Raw genomic sequence first — 13,984 nt, 5'->3', positions numbered from 1 at the left:
AGTTTACCACCGAAATAGGCATGGCGCAATTTTTAATGAAGGTGATCAAGATGCGGTGTGTACTGTCCGCTTACGGAATGGCAACCTCACCTCGCTGACCGCCAGCCCCAACAACGTCAGGACGGTACCCCAGATGGCCAGCGGGGTGATCACCTCACCAAGCCAGATGGCCGAGCATACCATGGTGATCACCGGACAGAGGTAAATATAGAACGATCCCGTAATCGCCCCCAACGCCAGAAGGGAATAGTTCCAGGTGACGAAGCACATGCCGGAGGCCACCACACCCAGAAACAGCAGGTGCTTCAGGTACGGCCAGCTGAACAGCTGGGCCGTCTGCAGGGGCGCGGGATGGATCAAATTGGCCAGAAGAATCAACACCAGGCCGGGAAGGAACATCAGGCGGGTGGCAGGGATGACGGCGTATCCCTTCTCCGTGATCTTCCGGGCGAAGACGGAATAGCCGCCCCACGTCGCGGCGGCGCCAAGGGCAAGGATATCCCCCAGGGGGTTGAGCTTCAGATTGGTGGATTCGTTGAATGAGATCAACGCGATGCCGGCGATTGCCACGACGAATCCGATGAAGTACTGCTTCTTCAACGGTTGGTGGAACGCCACGGAACAACAGAGCACGGTGAATACCGGCGCGATGCTGACGATCACCCCGACGTTGCTTGCGTAGCTGAACGTCAACGCGGTGTTTTCCAGAAAATAGTACAGGAACACCCCGAGCGATCCCGCTCCGATGAACAGCCAGATGTCCTTGGAATCCTTCAGCCGCATCCGATGCGGCTGGACGACCCACAAGGGCCAGGTATCCGACGAACATCCGGCCGAACAACAGCTGTTCCGGAGTGAGGATATCAAGAAGCACCTTCGAAGAAACGAACGTCACCCCCCACACGAAGACGGTGAACAGGGCGGAAAGGTGCCCTGCCGCCTTCATGTCCCGGGGACCTTCGATCATGCGTCAACCTTCATCACGTTCTTGCGGTATGCTTTCAACCCAGCATCCAGACATCTGAGGGAATGACGAGCGCCTCCGGGTTGATCACATAGGCAAGGCGCACCTGCCTGCGACCGATCCCCTTGGTCACGTAGAAATCCTCGCACGGAGCAAGCATCACCGTCTCCCCATCCAACGAGAAATCCTTCAGCATGAAGATGGAGAACTTCTCCGCGTCGTCCACCGGAAGTTCGGCGACCAGGTAGAACGCGCCTTTGGGACACTGGCACTTGACGTTCTCGATCTTGTTCAACCCCTCTACCAGAATATCCCGGCGAAGCTGATATTCGGCACGTACCTCGGCGATGTAGGAATCATCCGTATCCAACGCGGCCAAGGCTGCGACCTGCTCGATATCCGGCGGGCAAAGCCGCGCCTGGGAAAGCTTCAACGCAGACTCCAGCACCTCACGGTTCTTGGAAACCAATGCTCCGATCCGGGAACCGCACATGCTGTAGCGCTTGGAGAAACTGTCGATGCAGATCACCCGGTCGGCATACTCCGGGAAGCTGAGGATCGAGGTGAACTGTTTGCCATCGTAACAGAACTCCCGGTACACCTCATCGACGATCAGGAAGATGTCGTGCTCCTTGACCAGCTTGAGCAACGCCAGCAACTCATTCCTGGTATACACGTGCCCGGTGGGGTTGTTGGGGGAGCAAAGCAGAATCGCCCCTGTCTTGCGGGTGATCTTCTTGGCGAACTCGCTGATCGGAGGCAGGGCGAACCCGTCCTCAAACTTGCTGGTCACCGGCACCAGGTTGACCATGGCGACCTTGGCGAACGAATCGACGTTGGTGTAGTACGGCTCGGGGATGATCACCTCGTCGTACGGATCACACAGCGTCATGAAGGCGAACTGGATGGCTTCCGAACCACCGGTGGTGATCAAAATATCATCCGGCTCCACGGAAAGGCCGTATTTGGCGTAATACTTGGGAAGTCCCTCCCGCAACGCCTCCAACCCTTCACTGGCGCCATAGGCGATGGTCTGTTCGCTGTAGCCGTGGATGGCGTCCAGCACCTGGGGCGGGGTCTTGATATCGGGCTGTCCGATATTCAAATGATAGACGTGCTTTCCCTCCAGCTCGGCCAGCCTGGCATATGGGGACAACCTTCTGATGGGGGAACATTGGAAACCAGTAATACGACGAGACATTTGCATAACGCTACACTCCTGAAATCCGCATAGGAAAAAGCATCATGGGCCGTACGTCAACGACGTGGTCCATGAAGTGGAATGACCCGGATCATGCCGATCACTCAGCGTGATCCGGGTTCGTAGCGCTCGCTGCCTCATCAGCGGCCGGGGCGGTTCCCTGTTGGCTGTTATCAATGAGAATCTGAATGAATTTACGGTTGTCCAGCAACGGACTGATCGACCGGCCATGGTGCAGACGGCTGATGATCCGGGCGAACAATTCGGTGATGTCCGCCTGCACGTACCACTCCTTGTCCAGGAGGTCGTGTCCATGGTAGACGGCGTTGGTCCCGATGATCCGGTAGAACACCCCTTCCTTGTACGCCTGGTCGAACGTATCCACCGCGCCGGCGTTGAAGAACGGCAGGCTGATCATACAGATGATCTTCTTCGCCCCAAGGTTCTTCAGCTCGCGCATGGCCAGCAGCATCGTGCCACCGGTGGCGATCATGTCGTCGGCCATCAGCACCGTCTTGCCACGCACATCCCCTAGCAGGTTGATGCTCTTGATGTTGCTCGTCTTTGCGCTGGTGGAGACGACGGAATAATCCCGCTCCTTGTACAGCATGGCCAATGGGCGATGCAACGCCTGGGCGTAGAACTTGTTGCGGGAAACGGCTCCGGTATCCGGAGAGACGACCACCAGGTCGGGGTCGTTGAAATCGATGATCTTGTGCAGGGCGATCAACGTCTGGTACGAACCGTGGAGGTTCTCCAGCTTCAGATGGGTGAAACTGTTCTCGATCTCCCTGCTGTGGATGTCCAGCGTGATGATCCGCTCCACACCGAGCATCTCGCACATATGGCCGAACATGCTGGCCGTCAACGCCTCGCGTGACGCCTTCTTGTGCTGGCGGGCGTACGGATAGGTGGGAAGCACCAACGTGATGGAATCAGCGCCGGCCAACTGCACGGCATTGACCGTAGTGAACAGGAACATCAGATGATCGTTGACGGAGAGCTTGACCGGTTGGTCACACCCCGCCACCTGGATCGGTTCCTCGTTGGCCATATCGTAGATGATGTAGACCCTCAGTCCTCTGACCGGATCCAGAATCTCCGCCTTCTCCTCCCCATTGGCGAACTTGGTGTACTTCACCTTGACGGTAAAATCGGGAACCTGGAATGTCGTCGGGCACTTGGATTTGGGGATGCTCTTGCTGTTCAGGTCATCCATCAGGGTGACCGTCTTGAGGATCTCCTCCTCCGTCATGCCATGGCGGCGCGCCAGCGCGGCGGAAAGCTTCTCATACCGCTCCAGATACAAGCGGCGCAGGTGCTTTACCACCTTTCCGGTGAAATACTCACTGCCGGGGCCGGCGATGACACCAAGTTTATGGGGCTTAATGATACTCATTTATCTTATTTCTCCGTAGAGGTTTACGTTCACTATAAGAACAAAGGCGCTATCACCAAGCATACCCCACCTCCCAAAGAATGTCTAGAGGAGTGAAGAAGAGGTCAGGCGAAAGGATCCGGCACCAGTGCCGTCTGGATATCCACATCACTTACCCCAAGGTACAGCCGGATCCGGGAACCTGCGTTCTCCATCCCTCCGGGGAACAACACATCCGCAAGATCCGGACGCTTGGCAGGTCCAGGAAGCAACTCTCTCCGCTCGATGAGGATCCGAGGTTCGACGACCAAGGAAGCACTGCGGGGGGCCAACGTAAAAGCCATGGGATAGTAGTGCCGGGCTCCATCCGGAGAGAAGCACGCGATATGCCCCAGCACCCCGATCGTCCCATCTTTCAGCAACACCGCCTGGTTGACGCCACCCCACTCATCCGGATCAAACAGCCCAAGAAGCGGAGCCTGGGAAATCGTCTCAGGAACCGCATCCAACGAGGGAGCGACGGTGAACCCGATCTGCCCCCGGCCCCCCACCGCGCCTTGCGGACGGGAGAACACCGCCACACGTCCCTCAGGCAACGGGCAAAGCCGGATATCCTTCATTCCTTTCGGACCGGAGAACCAGAGCTTCAACGTGGTGATCGTCCGACCAATCAAAAAGTCTGTCCGCCATCCCAGTACCGTTCCGGACGGAGAGAAGTCCACATGGACGCCACCGAACACCAGTTTTTCTCCGATCCGGCACCAGAACGGGTCCTGCAACCGGAAGGCAGGAAGATCATCCGCCACCTTCCAACTGCCATCCGTTTGCCTGGCAAGAAACCGAACGTGGGAATCTTCGCTCGAACGAGGCTCCACGCGGACCGGCAACAGACATTTTCCCCCGATTAGCAACGGACGGGCGGGATTGTACGCATCCGCACCATCCAGCCCCTGCACGTGCATCCTCTGGATGGAGGAGATCTCCGAGGATGCACGGTGGGCGGAAAGCAACGAAGCGACGCGGTACGTCACAGCGCGCGCCTCCCATACACCAACGAATCCATGATATCGGAAAGCGACAGGCGGGCACCACAGACACAGCTGTCTGCTCCGCCGTAGTACGTCACCACCTCGTCACCTTCAATCCATGCCGCGCAGGGAAAAACGGTGTTGGAGAAGAATCCATTGCGCTCATAGGGTTCTTCCGGCTGGAAGATGGGTTGTGGAGTACGGGCCAACACGCTCCTCGGATCCTGTTTATCCAACAGCAACGCCCCAACCCGGTAGTGCTCCTTCTCATCCACCCCGTGGTACAGCACCAGCCAACCGGCATCCACCTCCATCGGGTGCGCCCCCGCCCCGATCTTCCGCATCTCCCACGGCTGTCCGGTACGGCATCCGGCAAGATGTTGGTGGCCACCCCAGTGGACCAGGTCGGAAGATGAGGCGATCCAGATGTCCGAAGCGCCCAAACCATCCAGGATCGGGCGGTGAAGCATCCACCACGTTCCATCAATCTTCTTGGGGAAAATCACCGTATCCTTGTTTGCCGGCGGGAGGATCATCCCTTGGCGGTTCCAGGTGACCAAATCGTCACTCAATGCAAGCGACACCCCCACTCCGTTACGGCTCACCGACGAATAGGTCATGGCGTACTGCCCATCCTCAAGCCGTGTGATCCTGGGATCCTCGGCACCCCATTCCTCGCTTCGGGGATCCAACGGGAACAACGGCGTATCATCGCAGACGAAATGGACACCATCCGGCGCAAACGCCCTGCGCAAACTGGACATGCTGGAAAGGGCCGCCACCCGTCTTCCATCCCGTTCCACGATTGCCCGTGGATCGGTAAAATCATAGCGCGGGTCGCTCCGGTTGAACTCCATTGCGCCAATTGTACCACCCGTTTCGACATGGGGGATCCGGATGACACCATCCCCACGGTCAGAGCACATCTCGGCGACTCTGCAGACCAACGTCACCCCTTCTTCCGTACGTACCCCACCGCAGTTGAACACCCCGACCACGGTAAAATCGGGGCGGGACGGCTTCACGTCGGCACAGACAAGCAAGGGATTTTCCTTCATTCGCATCACACACATGGACAGACCTCTTTTATTTAAACTGCATGGCGATCCCCTCCTTGAAATTGCGGGAGAAGATCAGGAACAAGACAACCACAGGAGTGGTCAGAATCACCGAAGCGGCATACATCGGCCCGGGCAGGTTGCCCATGGGCTTGAACTGGGTGGTCATCAACACGTTCAGCGTCTGCATCTTCACATCCGGGGCCATCAGCATATCCCACATCAGTTCCGACCAACGCCCTAGGAATACGGAAAGGAAGACGATCACGGACAAGGAACGACAGACAGGAAACGCAATGGAAAAGGCGATGCGCAGTTCGCTCGCTCCATCAATCCTGGCCGACTCGAACATGTCGGAAGCAAGCGTACGGAAGTAATTGTAGTACATCAGGACGGCCCACAGGGAAACGATGTACGGGATGATCATTCCGGCATATGTATTGACCAATGGTTTCAGCAACATGTACTGCGGAACCAACAGGATGATGGTCGGGAAGAACATCTGGAACAACAGGATCTCATACAACGCATGGGCAGCGGCAAAACGGATCTTCGTCATGGCGTAGGCGGTCAAAAGACCGGTCGCCACGGAAAAACAGGTGGAGACGATGCTGACAAGCAAGGAGTTGGCCATGGCCCGCAACCACATCATCCGGTTCCCACTGCCACCGTTGGTCATCAGATAGCGATAACTGTCCATGGTGAACCCGGAAGGCAATACGGATGCGTCGACCTGCTTCCAAGGAGTCAGCGACTGCATCACCATGTAGTAGTAGGGAAATAGCGCCACAAACGCCAAGAGAAGCGCAATGACCAACGCCACCCATTTCGTTTTTGTTTTCTTTCGTGCCATCTTTACCTCTCCACATCAACGAACCGGTTGGTCACGCCAACCACAATCCGAAGCGTCACAAAAATACACAGTCCCAGAAGAATGGCGATCATCGCACCATAGCCGGAGCGGAAACCGACGAATGACGTGTTATACAGGAGCAACTGCCAGGAGAGCGTCGCCTTCTGCGGTCCTCCCCCGGTGAGCAAATATGGTTCGCTGAAGATGCTGTACACCAGACCGGTCGCCAGCATGATGACGCTCTGCATCGATGAAGCAATCATGGGAAGTGTCACCTTGAAAAACCGTTTCAATCCTGTGGCTCCATCAATCTCCGCAGCCTCTCCAATCTCAGGCGGGATCGACTCCAACGAGGAGAACAGGAACAACGCGTAATAGCCGGACACCTTCCAGACGATGATGAAAACGATCACCCAGAAGGCGGTATGAGGATTAGTGAACCATTGGACCGTCAGTCCGAACCGCGTACGGAGCCAGACGTTCAACGAAGAACTGTAACTCAGGAAATAGCGGACAAACACACTGGTGGCGACGCCACTGGTCAGATACGGGATGAAGAAAATCACGGAGAAGATCCCTTTTACCTGGGATGGGAGATGATGCAGCACCTCGGCGACCAGCATGCCGATGACACAAACCAACGGCACGATGGCCACCAGGTACTTCAATCCGTTGACAAACACCTTGTGCACATTCGCGTCACGCAGCGCCGTCTTGAGATTGGCAAGCCCCACCCAATTCCAGGAAAGGGACATCAGGTTCCAGTCAGTTCCCGCCAACCATACCGCCCAGACGAGCGGTATGGCAAACAGCACGAAGAGATTGAGAAGAAACGGAACGGAAAAGAGCCATCCCGTCCTGCTGGACTGTCTGTCTGTTTTCATGCGGGAACCTCCCGGGACCAATCGATCATTGCAGCGATCCCGCCGTTTTCATCGCTTCCATCATACCCTGTACGTACGTTGTGGCATCCAGGGGAACAAGCGACGTGTTCTTGGTGGAATCGGAAACGTATTGGGAAAGGCCGCCTTCTCCCATTGCGGTGAGGATTTCGGAAATATGGGCATCCGCCATCGCCGGAATGGAGTTCTTCACCATCTCCGCCTCATCCTGCAACACCTGCTTCTGGCCGATGTACTGGGCAAGGACGGGATTGTCCATCGTGTCTCCGCGTACCGGGAGCATTCCGGTCGTCTTGTACCAGTCAAGGTCCGTCTGGGCGTTGTTCTCCTTGCCCCACACCCAAGAGATGAACGTGACCGCGGCGCGATGCTGCTCTTCCGTCACGTTGCCGCCTTTGTAGAACACCAACCCTTTGGAATCAGCGAACGTGTAGGGGACATCTCCCTGCTGTTTGACGATCGCGGGTCCGAACACATAATCCCCATCAATCCCATACACCTTACCGGCCGCCTCATACTTGGGCACATCCCACGGAGCGGAAATCTGGAAGACGGCGGGAACCACTTCCTTCTCAAACGCCGTATTGTCCTCAGCCGTCTGCATCGTATCCCCGAACAGTCCGATGAATTCCAAGACGTCCTTTGTGATGGAGGGATCCATCACCAGTTTGCCAGATACCACCATCGGTTTGCCTTGGGAGAACGCGTCGTACTGCATCTCGAAGTCAAACCAGCGTTCCCACCACAGATCCGGGCGGAGCAACTGGGAGCGCTGGAACGTATGCGTCACCCCGATCTCCTTCATCTTGGTATCCTTCAGCGCACGGAAGTTCTTCACCAACAACTTGATGTCATCCAGCGTCTGGGGTACCCGGTCGGAGAAGCCCAACGCGCGAAGCGCCTTGGAGTTCCAATGATATCCCATCGGATTGGCGAAAATGGGGATCACATACTGCTTGCCATCAATCTGCCAACCGGAAATGATGTTTTCCATATGGCGTGCGGCGATGATGTCCTTGAAGAACTGCTCATCCTGCAGGTCGTAGACACGTCCGGATTGGGCAAGCGTCGCGGCAAACCCGCGGTTGATGTTCTCGGAAACCACCGGAGCGGTGTTGGTCGCCAGCGCGTTCTGGATTCCTGCTTCGGATGAAGGGGTCTCCGGCATCATCTGCGCCGTCACCTTGATGGTCTTGCCATCCAGCTGCACACCCGCGGCATTGAACTCCTGGATCTTCGCGTCCCAGAAGTTGAACTGTCCTTGGTTGGGAGCCGTCCAGAACGTCACATCTATCGTCGACGGCTTGGATTGCTCGTTTGCTCCTGATGCAAACACCAGCGCCGACGCAGCCAACAGGGCGCACAGCGCAATCATACCTTTCCTCATATATACCTCCTTGGCCAACTGTTTCCAGACAGTTGGATATACGTTACATTTAGATTGTAATGCACTTTACTTATATGTCAATATTATTTATGTAACGTAATATTTACACCTGCTTCCACTCTATTTCTATTCACATACAAAGCTATTAGATAATAATTCATAAATTAAAATGTTTATTCACAATTATCAAATCTATCCCTGTAACGTTCTTTCTTCACAAAACAACGTTCCTGATGGATTTTCCCTGAAAAACATGGTATGAATGAACCTATGGCAGACAAAAAGACGACGCTGGCCGAAATCGCCCAACAACTTGGCATCAGCAAGATCACCGTATCCCGGGCGCTGAAGGGACAGCCCGGTGTAGGGGACACACTGCGCAAACACGTGTGTGATGTGGCCGAAGAGCTCGGATACGAACAACAACGCCTCAGAACCCCGGCACGGCGCAGAAGATTCGTATTCATCACACCCAAACGATTCTTCCTCGCCACTGATTCTTTCTATCACGTTATCTACTACGATCTTGCCACATTATGCCACGCCCATGACACGGACCTGCAGGTATTGATCCTGGAGAAAGACCAGGAAAGTTCCGGTACCCTTCCCACCGAACTGGTCGGCGCGGATGGCATCTTCATCGGAGGAGAAATCGCAAAACCGGCGATGGACGCCGTGGCACGGACGGGAATTCCCGTCGTCGTCATCGACTACTACGTCACCGACGAGGCGGTTGACTGTGTCGTCATCGACAACTACATGGTGGGAGCGGTAGCGGCCGAATATCTGGTACGGAAAGGATACCGGAAAATCGGATTCGTCGGCTCATACCAACAATCCTCCAACATCGCCGACCGGATCAACGGCTATCTGAAGATCGTCCGTCGGGAAGGATTACCGTTCCAGGACGATTGGATCATCAACAACTACGATCCCAAGATGGACAACTACATCCTGGACATTTCCCTGCCCGAGGAAATGCCCCAGGCCTTCATCTGCCACTGTGACCGCGCCGCCTACTACTTCATTGAAAAACTGAAAAGCATGAACATCCAGATACCGGAACAGGTTGCGATCATCAGCATCGACAATACTGACCTCGCCCAAGCCTGCACCCCGCCATTGTCCAGCATCAACATCGACAAACAGGCGTTCGCCACCCAGGCGTTTCATCTGCTCGAAGAACGATTGAAAGAACGGCACGTGGCACGCAAAGTGTATCTGGAAACGGAGATCATCCCCCGCGCTTCCGCTCCCGGCATCTGATTTCACCCCTGTAGCACCCCGATGACGCCGGTGCCATACCCCAAGACCCGCATCACACCGTCCCTTTCGTTCCGATGACGGCAATCCATCCCAAGCGGTGCCGAATCCCGCCTGCTCCAGCAACCGCTGGAGTTCCTCTCCCCGATGAATCACCAACCCAACGATCAAACCGGGCCAGTAGGTGTTTGAGGCATCATCCATTTCGCAGACCACCAGAGCCTGCCCACCCGGTTTGAGAACCCGGAAGATTTCCCTGAATCCCTTTTCAAGATCAGGCCAGAAGTACACGGTTTCGAACGCCGTCACCAGATCATACGTGGCATTCCCATACGGTAATGCACGGATGTCACCCTGGATGATGCTGCAACGGTCCAACGCCCGCCGGTTCTTCTTTTTGCTGTACGCCACGCTCTCCGCTGACGCATCCAAGCCATCCACCACCCCCGTCCGGACAGCGTCTGAGAAGACGGGCGATGTTCGCCCCACCCCCACAGCCCACATCAAGAACATGGGCGTCCTTGTCCGGGGACAGCAGAGAAAGACCCCAGCGGGAAAGCGGCGCGTGCCCGCGATTCATCATGCCAAGCATCAGACGTCCCCGCCATCCCTGGGGCGACGGGTATGTTGCAACAACTTTCGCATCATCCACCTCCCTTTTGCCAGTTAGGAATACCTAGCTTCTTGCACCATCGTTCTTTCCGTTTCGTCTGTCGTTCTACCCGCGTCCCCCCCCCCCGTTTGGGCAATCCGTGGACGAGCCCCAAACCAACGACATTCTTGTGTTGTTTTTCACACTTTTCTCATGAATGGCTTTACAGCAGGTTCTTTTTCTTGCTAACGTATCGGGTATGCTGGTGTTGGTGACGATCCTGTCGGTGGCGGGTAGCCTCGGCCTGTTCCTGTATGGCATGAAGCTCCTCTCCGAAGGACTTCAGAAGACCGCAGGGGACAAGCTCAAAAACATTCTGAAGATGATGACGAAGAACCGTTTCGTCGCCGTCCTCACCGGTATCTTCATCACCGTATTGATCCAAAGTTCTTCCGCGACCACCGTCATGGTGGTCTCGTTCGTCAATGCCGGCCTGATGACCTTGGTCCAGTCCATCGGCGTGATCTTCGGCGCCAACATCGGCACGACGTTCACCGGCTGGATCGTCGCCATTCTGGGGTTCAAGATGGACATCTCCATCCTCGCCCTTGCATCCATCGGCATCTCCGCCCCGATGCTGTTCTCCAAAAAGGGAAAGACACGGGAAAAAGCGGACGTTTTCCTCGGTTTCGGCATCCTGTTCCTCGGCCTGCACTTCATGCAGGCGTCCATCCCGGATCTCTCCGGGAATGTCGAAGTGCTCAGCTGGCTTGCCCGCTTCAACAGCAGCAACATCCTGAACATCCTGCTCTTCGTATTGATCGGCACGTTGATCACCGTCATCGTCCAATCCTCCTCCGCCACCACGGTGATGGTCCTCACCATGGCGTACAACGGGTATCTTGGCGTCAATACCGCAGCGGCGTTGATCCTGGGCAGCAACATTGGAACAACCATTACGGCGTTTTTGGCATCCATCGGAACCAGTACCGCCGCAAAACGGGCCGCAATGGCCCACATCATGTTCAACGTCTTGGGAACGGTCATCACCCTGATCTTCTTCCGTCCGATGCTGCACATCTGCAACGCGCTCACCCCAGGGGACATCTACACGATGACAGGGAAAGAACTGAACGAATCCCTGCCGACGTTCCTCGCGATGTTCCATACGCTGTTCAACCTGTTCAACACGATCATCTTCTTCCCGTTCGTCAAACCGTACGCCCGGATGATCGAGAAGATGGTGCCGGACACCGCCGAATACGACGAAGGGACCTACCACTTCCGCTACATCGGCACGACGTTCATCGACAGCCCGGAAGTATACATGCTGGTGATCCGTGATGAGATCAAGAAGATGGCCGACCTGGCCTGCAACATGTTCAGCAGGTACCGTAACGTCTTCAACGCAAAAGACGTCGACATGGACAATGAAGTGGCCATGATGAAGAAACAGGAAGAGTACGCCGACCAGATGCAGGAACAACTCTCCGACTTCTGCGTCCACTGCATCCAGGACAGCCAGACACCGACCAACGCATCCTCATTGAACTGCCTGATCCGTGTCATGGACGAGTTGGAAAGCGTTACGGACAGTTGTTACAACTTGATCATCCTCAGCCAACGGCAGTTCCACCAAGGGTGGACGTTCGACGAAGAGACCGCCAAAGAAATGAAGGGCTACGAAGAACTGGTCCAGGCGTTCCTCAACTACGTGCGTGACCGTATGGACCGCACGCTGACCAAGGCGGAAATGCAGAAGGCCAACGAATTCGAATTCCAGATCAACGACTGGCGCAACCGCCTGCGGCAAACGGCGCAGGAAAAACTCACCGAAGGGAAAGCGGACGTCAAGCAGGAACTGCTTGTCCTGGAAAAAATCCGTCACCTGGAGCATATCGGAGACTATTGCACCAACATCGCCGAGGCATACCACCAGGCGGTGAAGCACACCCCGATGCTCCAGCGCAGAAGCACCGGTTAAAGCAGTACCGTCTGGATATCCTCCAGGCCGCTCAGCACCTGATACGCGTGGTGGATGGTTTTTCCTCGATCATCAATCGTTCCTTTCAATTCCGCCACCCGTGAAAGACCTTCATCCAACCGAAGATTCCCGCTGGTCCCCAAGCTGGTGCGAAGCCGAAGCGCGGCGCTCTTGTCCGCAGGCTCCTTCACCGAACCGAGATCCAAACCCACCTCACGGTAGGCGTCCCGGAACGGCTCTCCCTGGGCAACCTTGGCGAACACGGCGTCGGTGGCGTACAACGGCGCCACACAACCGGCCTCCAGCCGGTCCTGATGAACCTCCAATCCTCCGATCATCTTCTCCATGATGGAGACCAGCATCCAAGTCACCGATGTGCCATCGAACAATGGCGGCTTGGTGTCCTGGTAATCCCGGTTATATCCGGAAGGAAGCGAACGGATGATCATCTTCACCGTCTGGGCATCCCCGGCAACGACAGCCGCCCTGCTCCGGGCCAACTCAAGGCCATCGGGATTCTTTTTCTGCGGCATGATGGAGGAACCGGTGCAGAGCTCCTTGGGAAGGGAGAAATATCCCAACTCCGGAAGGGTGAACAGCATCAGATCCTGAGCCAGCTTGCTGATCGTCGAGGCAAGGTATTCGCAGTGGTCCAGCAACATTCCTTCAAACGATCCTCTGCTGGAGACGGCGTACAACACGTTGTTCTGTACCCGTGAGAAGCCCAACAGCGAGGCCGTATAGGCGCGGTCCAGCGGAAGCGGCACGCCATAGCTCGCCGCGGCCCCCAGCGGACACTGGTCCAGCAACGCTTCCAGATCCAACAGCAACGACGCGTCATCCGTCACCGCTTCGGCATAGGATGCCGCCCAAAGACCTACGGACGAGGGCATGGCCACCTGCATGTGGGTCCTGCCGGGCATCGGCACGAACTCATACTGTTTGGCGAACCGGAAAAGCTCGGAGGCAAAGGCAAGGGACGACTCGGCAAGCTTCAGGCTGAAATCCCGCATCCAAAGCCGCAGGGCTACCTGCACCTGGTCGTTCCGGCTCCGGCCGCTGTGGATCTTCTTGCCACACTCCCCGTAATGTGCGACCAGATAATTCTCGATTGCCGTGTGGCAGTCCTCATCGGAACGCTGGATGGGAAACGCGTCCTTGTTGCGCAGGGCGATCACTTCCTTCAATCCGGAGAACAAGTCATCACATTCCTTTTGGGTAAGCAATCCAACCTTCTGGATGGTCTTTGCATGGGCCATGGACGCCAGTGCGTCGGCGATGACCAAGTGCTGGTCGATCACATAATCCTGCCCTACGGTGAACCGCTCCATCAACGTATCCAAATCATAATCTTTCTGCCACAGTTTCGGCATG

The 13,984-nt window shown here is 56.1% G+C and carries 12 protein-coding genes; 2 read left to right on the top strand and 10 right to left on the bottom strand.

What is annotated here, in order from left to right; all coding sequences use genetic code 11:
* Positions 1 to 45: 45 nt before the first annotated feature.
* From LKE28_10825 to LKE28_10790, 8 genes are all read right to left on the bottom strand, one after another.
* A complete protein-coding gene (locus tag LKE28_10825) occupies positions 46 to 807 on the bottom strand; it encodes a DMT family transporter (GenBank protein ID MCH3908694.1) in 762 nt (253 codons plus the stop codon).
* A 194-nt stretch (positions 808 to 1,001) separates the two neighbouring features.
* Positions 1,002 to 2,165: a pyridoxal phosphate-dependent aminotransferase gene (locus LKE28_10820; GenBank protein MCH3908693.1), complete on the bottom strand. Its 1,164-nt coding sequence runs from the start codon at positions 2,163 to 2,165 to the stop codon at positions 1,002 to 1,004.
* A 100-nt stretch (positions 2,166 to 2,265) separates the two neighbouring features.
* On the bottom strand, positions 2,266 to 3,564 hold the full coding sequence (gene prs, locus LKE28_10815; protein MCH3908692.1) for a ribose-phosphate diphosphokinase: 1,299 nt from the start codon (positions 3,562 to 3,564) through the stop codon (positions 2,266 to 2,268).
* 104 nt (positions 3,565 to 3,668) lie between these two features.
* On the bottom strand, positions 3,669 to 4,574 hold the full coding sequence (locus LKE28_10810; protein MCH3908691.1) for a DUF1861 family protein: 906 nt from the start codon (positions 4,572 to 4,574) through the stop codon (positions 3,669 to 3,671).
* The gene (locus tag LKE28_10805; GenBank protein MCH3908690.1) at positions 4,571 to 5,635 is read right to left on the bottom strand and encodes a glycoside hydrolase family 130 protein; all 1,065 of its coding nucleotides are present in this window, start codon (positions 5,633 to 5,635) and stop codon (positions 4,571 to 4,573) included. The genes LKE28_10810 and LKE28_10805 overlap by 4 nt, the downstream gene beginning before the upstream one ends.
* A gap of 22 nt (positions 5,636 to 5,657) precedes the next feature.
* Positions 5,658 to 6,482 (bottom strand): carbohydrate ABC transporter permease, encoded by an 825-nt coding sequence (locus LKE28_10800; GenBank protein ID MCH3908689.1) that lies wholly within the window; start codon positions 6,480 to 6,482, stop codon positions 5,658 to 5,660.
* A 2-nt stretch (positions 6,483 to 6,484) separates the two neighbouring features.
* Positions 6,485 to 7,366, bottom strand: a complete 882-nt coding sequence (locus LKE28_10795; GenBank protein MCH3908688.1) for a sugar ABC transporter permease — start codon at positions 7,364 to 7,366, stop codon at positions 6,485 to 6,487.
* 25 nt (positions 7,367 to 7,391) lie between these two features.
* Positions 7,392 to 8,771 (bottom strand): hypothetical protein, encoded by a 1,380-nt coding sequence (locus LKE28_10790; protein ID MCH3908687.1) that lies wholly within the window; start codon positions 8,769 to 8,771, stop codon positions 7,392 to 7,394.
* Between the two features lie 270 nt (positions 8,772 to 9,041).
* Between LKE28_10790 and LKE28_10785 the strand changes: the two genes are divergently transcribed.
* Positions 9,042 to 10,037, top strand: coding sequence for a LacI family DNA-binding transcriptional regulator (locus tag LKE28_10785; GenBank protein ID MCH3908686.1), 996 nt, complete (start codon positions 9,042 to 9,044; stop codon positions 10,035 to 10,037).
* A 346-nt stretch (positions 10,038 to 10,383) separates the two neighbouring features.
* Here LKE28_10785 and LKE28_10780 read toward each other — a convergent pair whose 3' ends face one another.
* Positions 10,384 to 10,686: a class I SAM-dependent methyltransferase gene (locus LKE28_10780; protein ID MCH3908685.1), complete on the bottom strand. Its 303-nt coding sequence runs from the start codon at positions 10,684 to 10,686 to the stop codon at positions 10,384 to 10,386.
* Between the two features lie 199 nt (positions 10,687 to 10,885).
* On the opposite strand from LKE28_10780, the gene LKE28_10775 reads away from it, so the two are divergent.
* Positions 10,886 to 12,610 (top strand): Na/Pi cotransporter family protein, encoded by a 1,725-nt coding sequence (locus tag LKE28_10775; protein MCH3908684.1) that lies wholly within the window; start codon positions 10,886 to 10,888, stop codon positions 12,608 to 12,610.
* Here the strand turns inward: LKE28_10775 and argH are convergent.
* Positions 12,607 to 13,983 (bottom strand): argininosuccinate lyase, encoded by a 1,377-nt coding sequence (argH, locus tag LKE28_10770; protein ID MCH3908683.1) that lies wholly within the window; start codon positions 13,981 to 13,983, stop codon positions 12,607 to 12,609. The genes LKE28_10775 and argH overlap by 4 nt on opposite strands.
* Position 13,984 lies beyond the last annotated feature (1 nt).

The organism is Sphaerochaeta sp. (genome assembly GCA_022482495.1).
In the GTDB taxonomy this organism is placed as follows: domain Bacteria; phylum Spirochaetota; class Spirochaetia; order Sphaerochaetales; family Sphaerochaetaceae; genus RUG023.
This window is presented reverse-complemented; position numbering and strand designations above follow the sequence as displayed.

Excerpts from the sequence above, each read along its gene's own strand:
- LKE28_10785 (MCH3908686.1), top strand. The coding sequence starts at position 9,042 with ATGGCAGACAAAAAGACGACGCTGGCCGAAATCGCCCAACAACTTGGC.
- LKE28_10795 (MCH3908688.1), bottom strand. The coding sequence starts at position 7,366 with ATGAAAACAGACAGACAGTCCAGCAGGACGGGATGGCTCTTTTCCGTT.
- LKE28_10820 (MCH3908693.1), bottom strand. The coding sequence starts at position 2,165 with ATGTCTCGTCGTATTACTGGTTTCCAATGTTCCCCCATCAGAAGGTTG.
- LKE28_10800 (MCH3908689.1), bottom strand. The coding sequence starts at position 6,482 with ATGGCACGAAAGAAAACAAAAACGAAATGGGTGGCGTTGGTCATTGCG.
- LKE28_10775 (MCH3908684.1), top strand. The coding sequence starts at position 10,886 with ATGCTGGTGTTGGTGACGATCCTGTCGGTGGCGGGTAGCCTCGGCCTG.
- prs (MCH3908692.1), bottom strand. The coding sequence starts at position 3,564 with ATGAGTATCATTAAGCCCCATAAACTTGGTGTCATCGCCGGCCCCGGC.
- LKE28_10805 (MCH3908690.1), bottom strand. The coding sequence starts at position 5,635 with ATGCGAATGAAGGAAAATCCCTTGCTTGTCTGTGCCGACGTGAAGCCG.
- argH (MCH3908683.1), bottom strand. The coding sequence starts at position 13,983 with ATGCCGAAACTGTGGCAGAAAGATTATGATTTGGATACGTTGATGGAG.
- LKE28_10790 (MCH3908687.1), bottom strand. The coding sequence starts at position 8,771 with ATGAGGAAAGGTATGATTGCGCTGTGCGCCCTGTTGGCTGCGTCGGCG.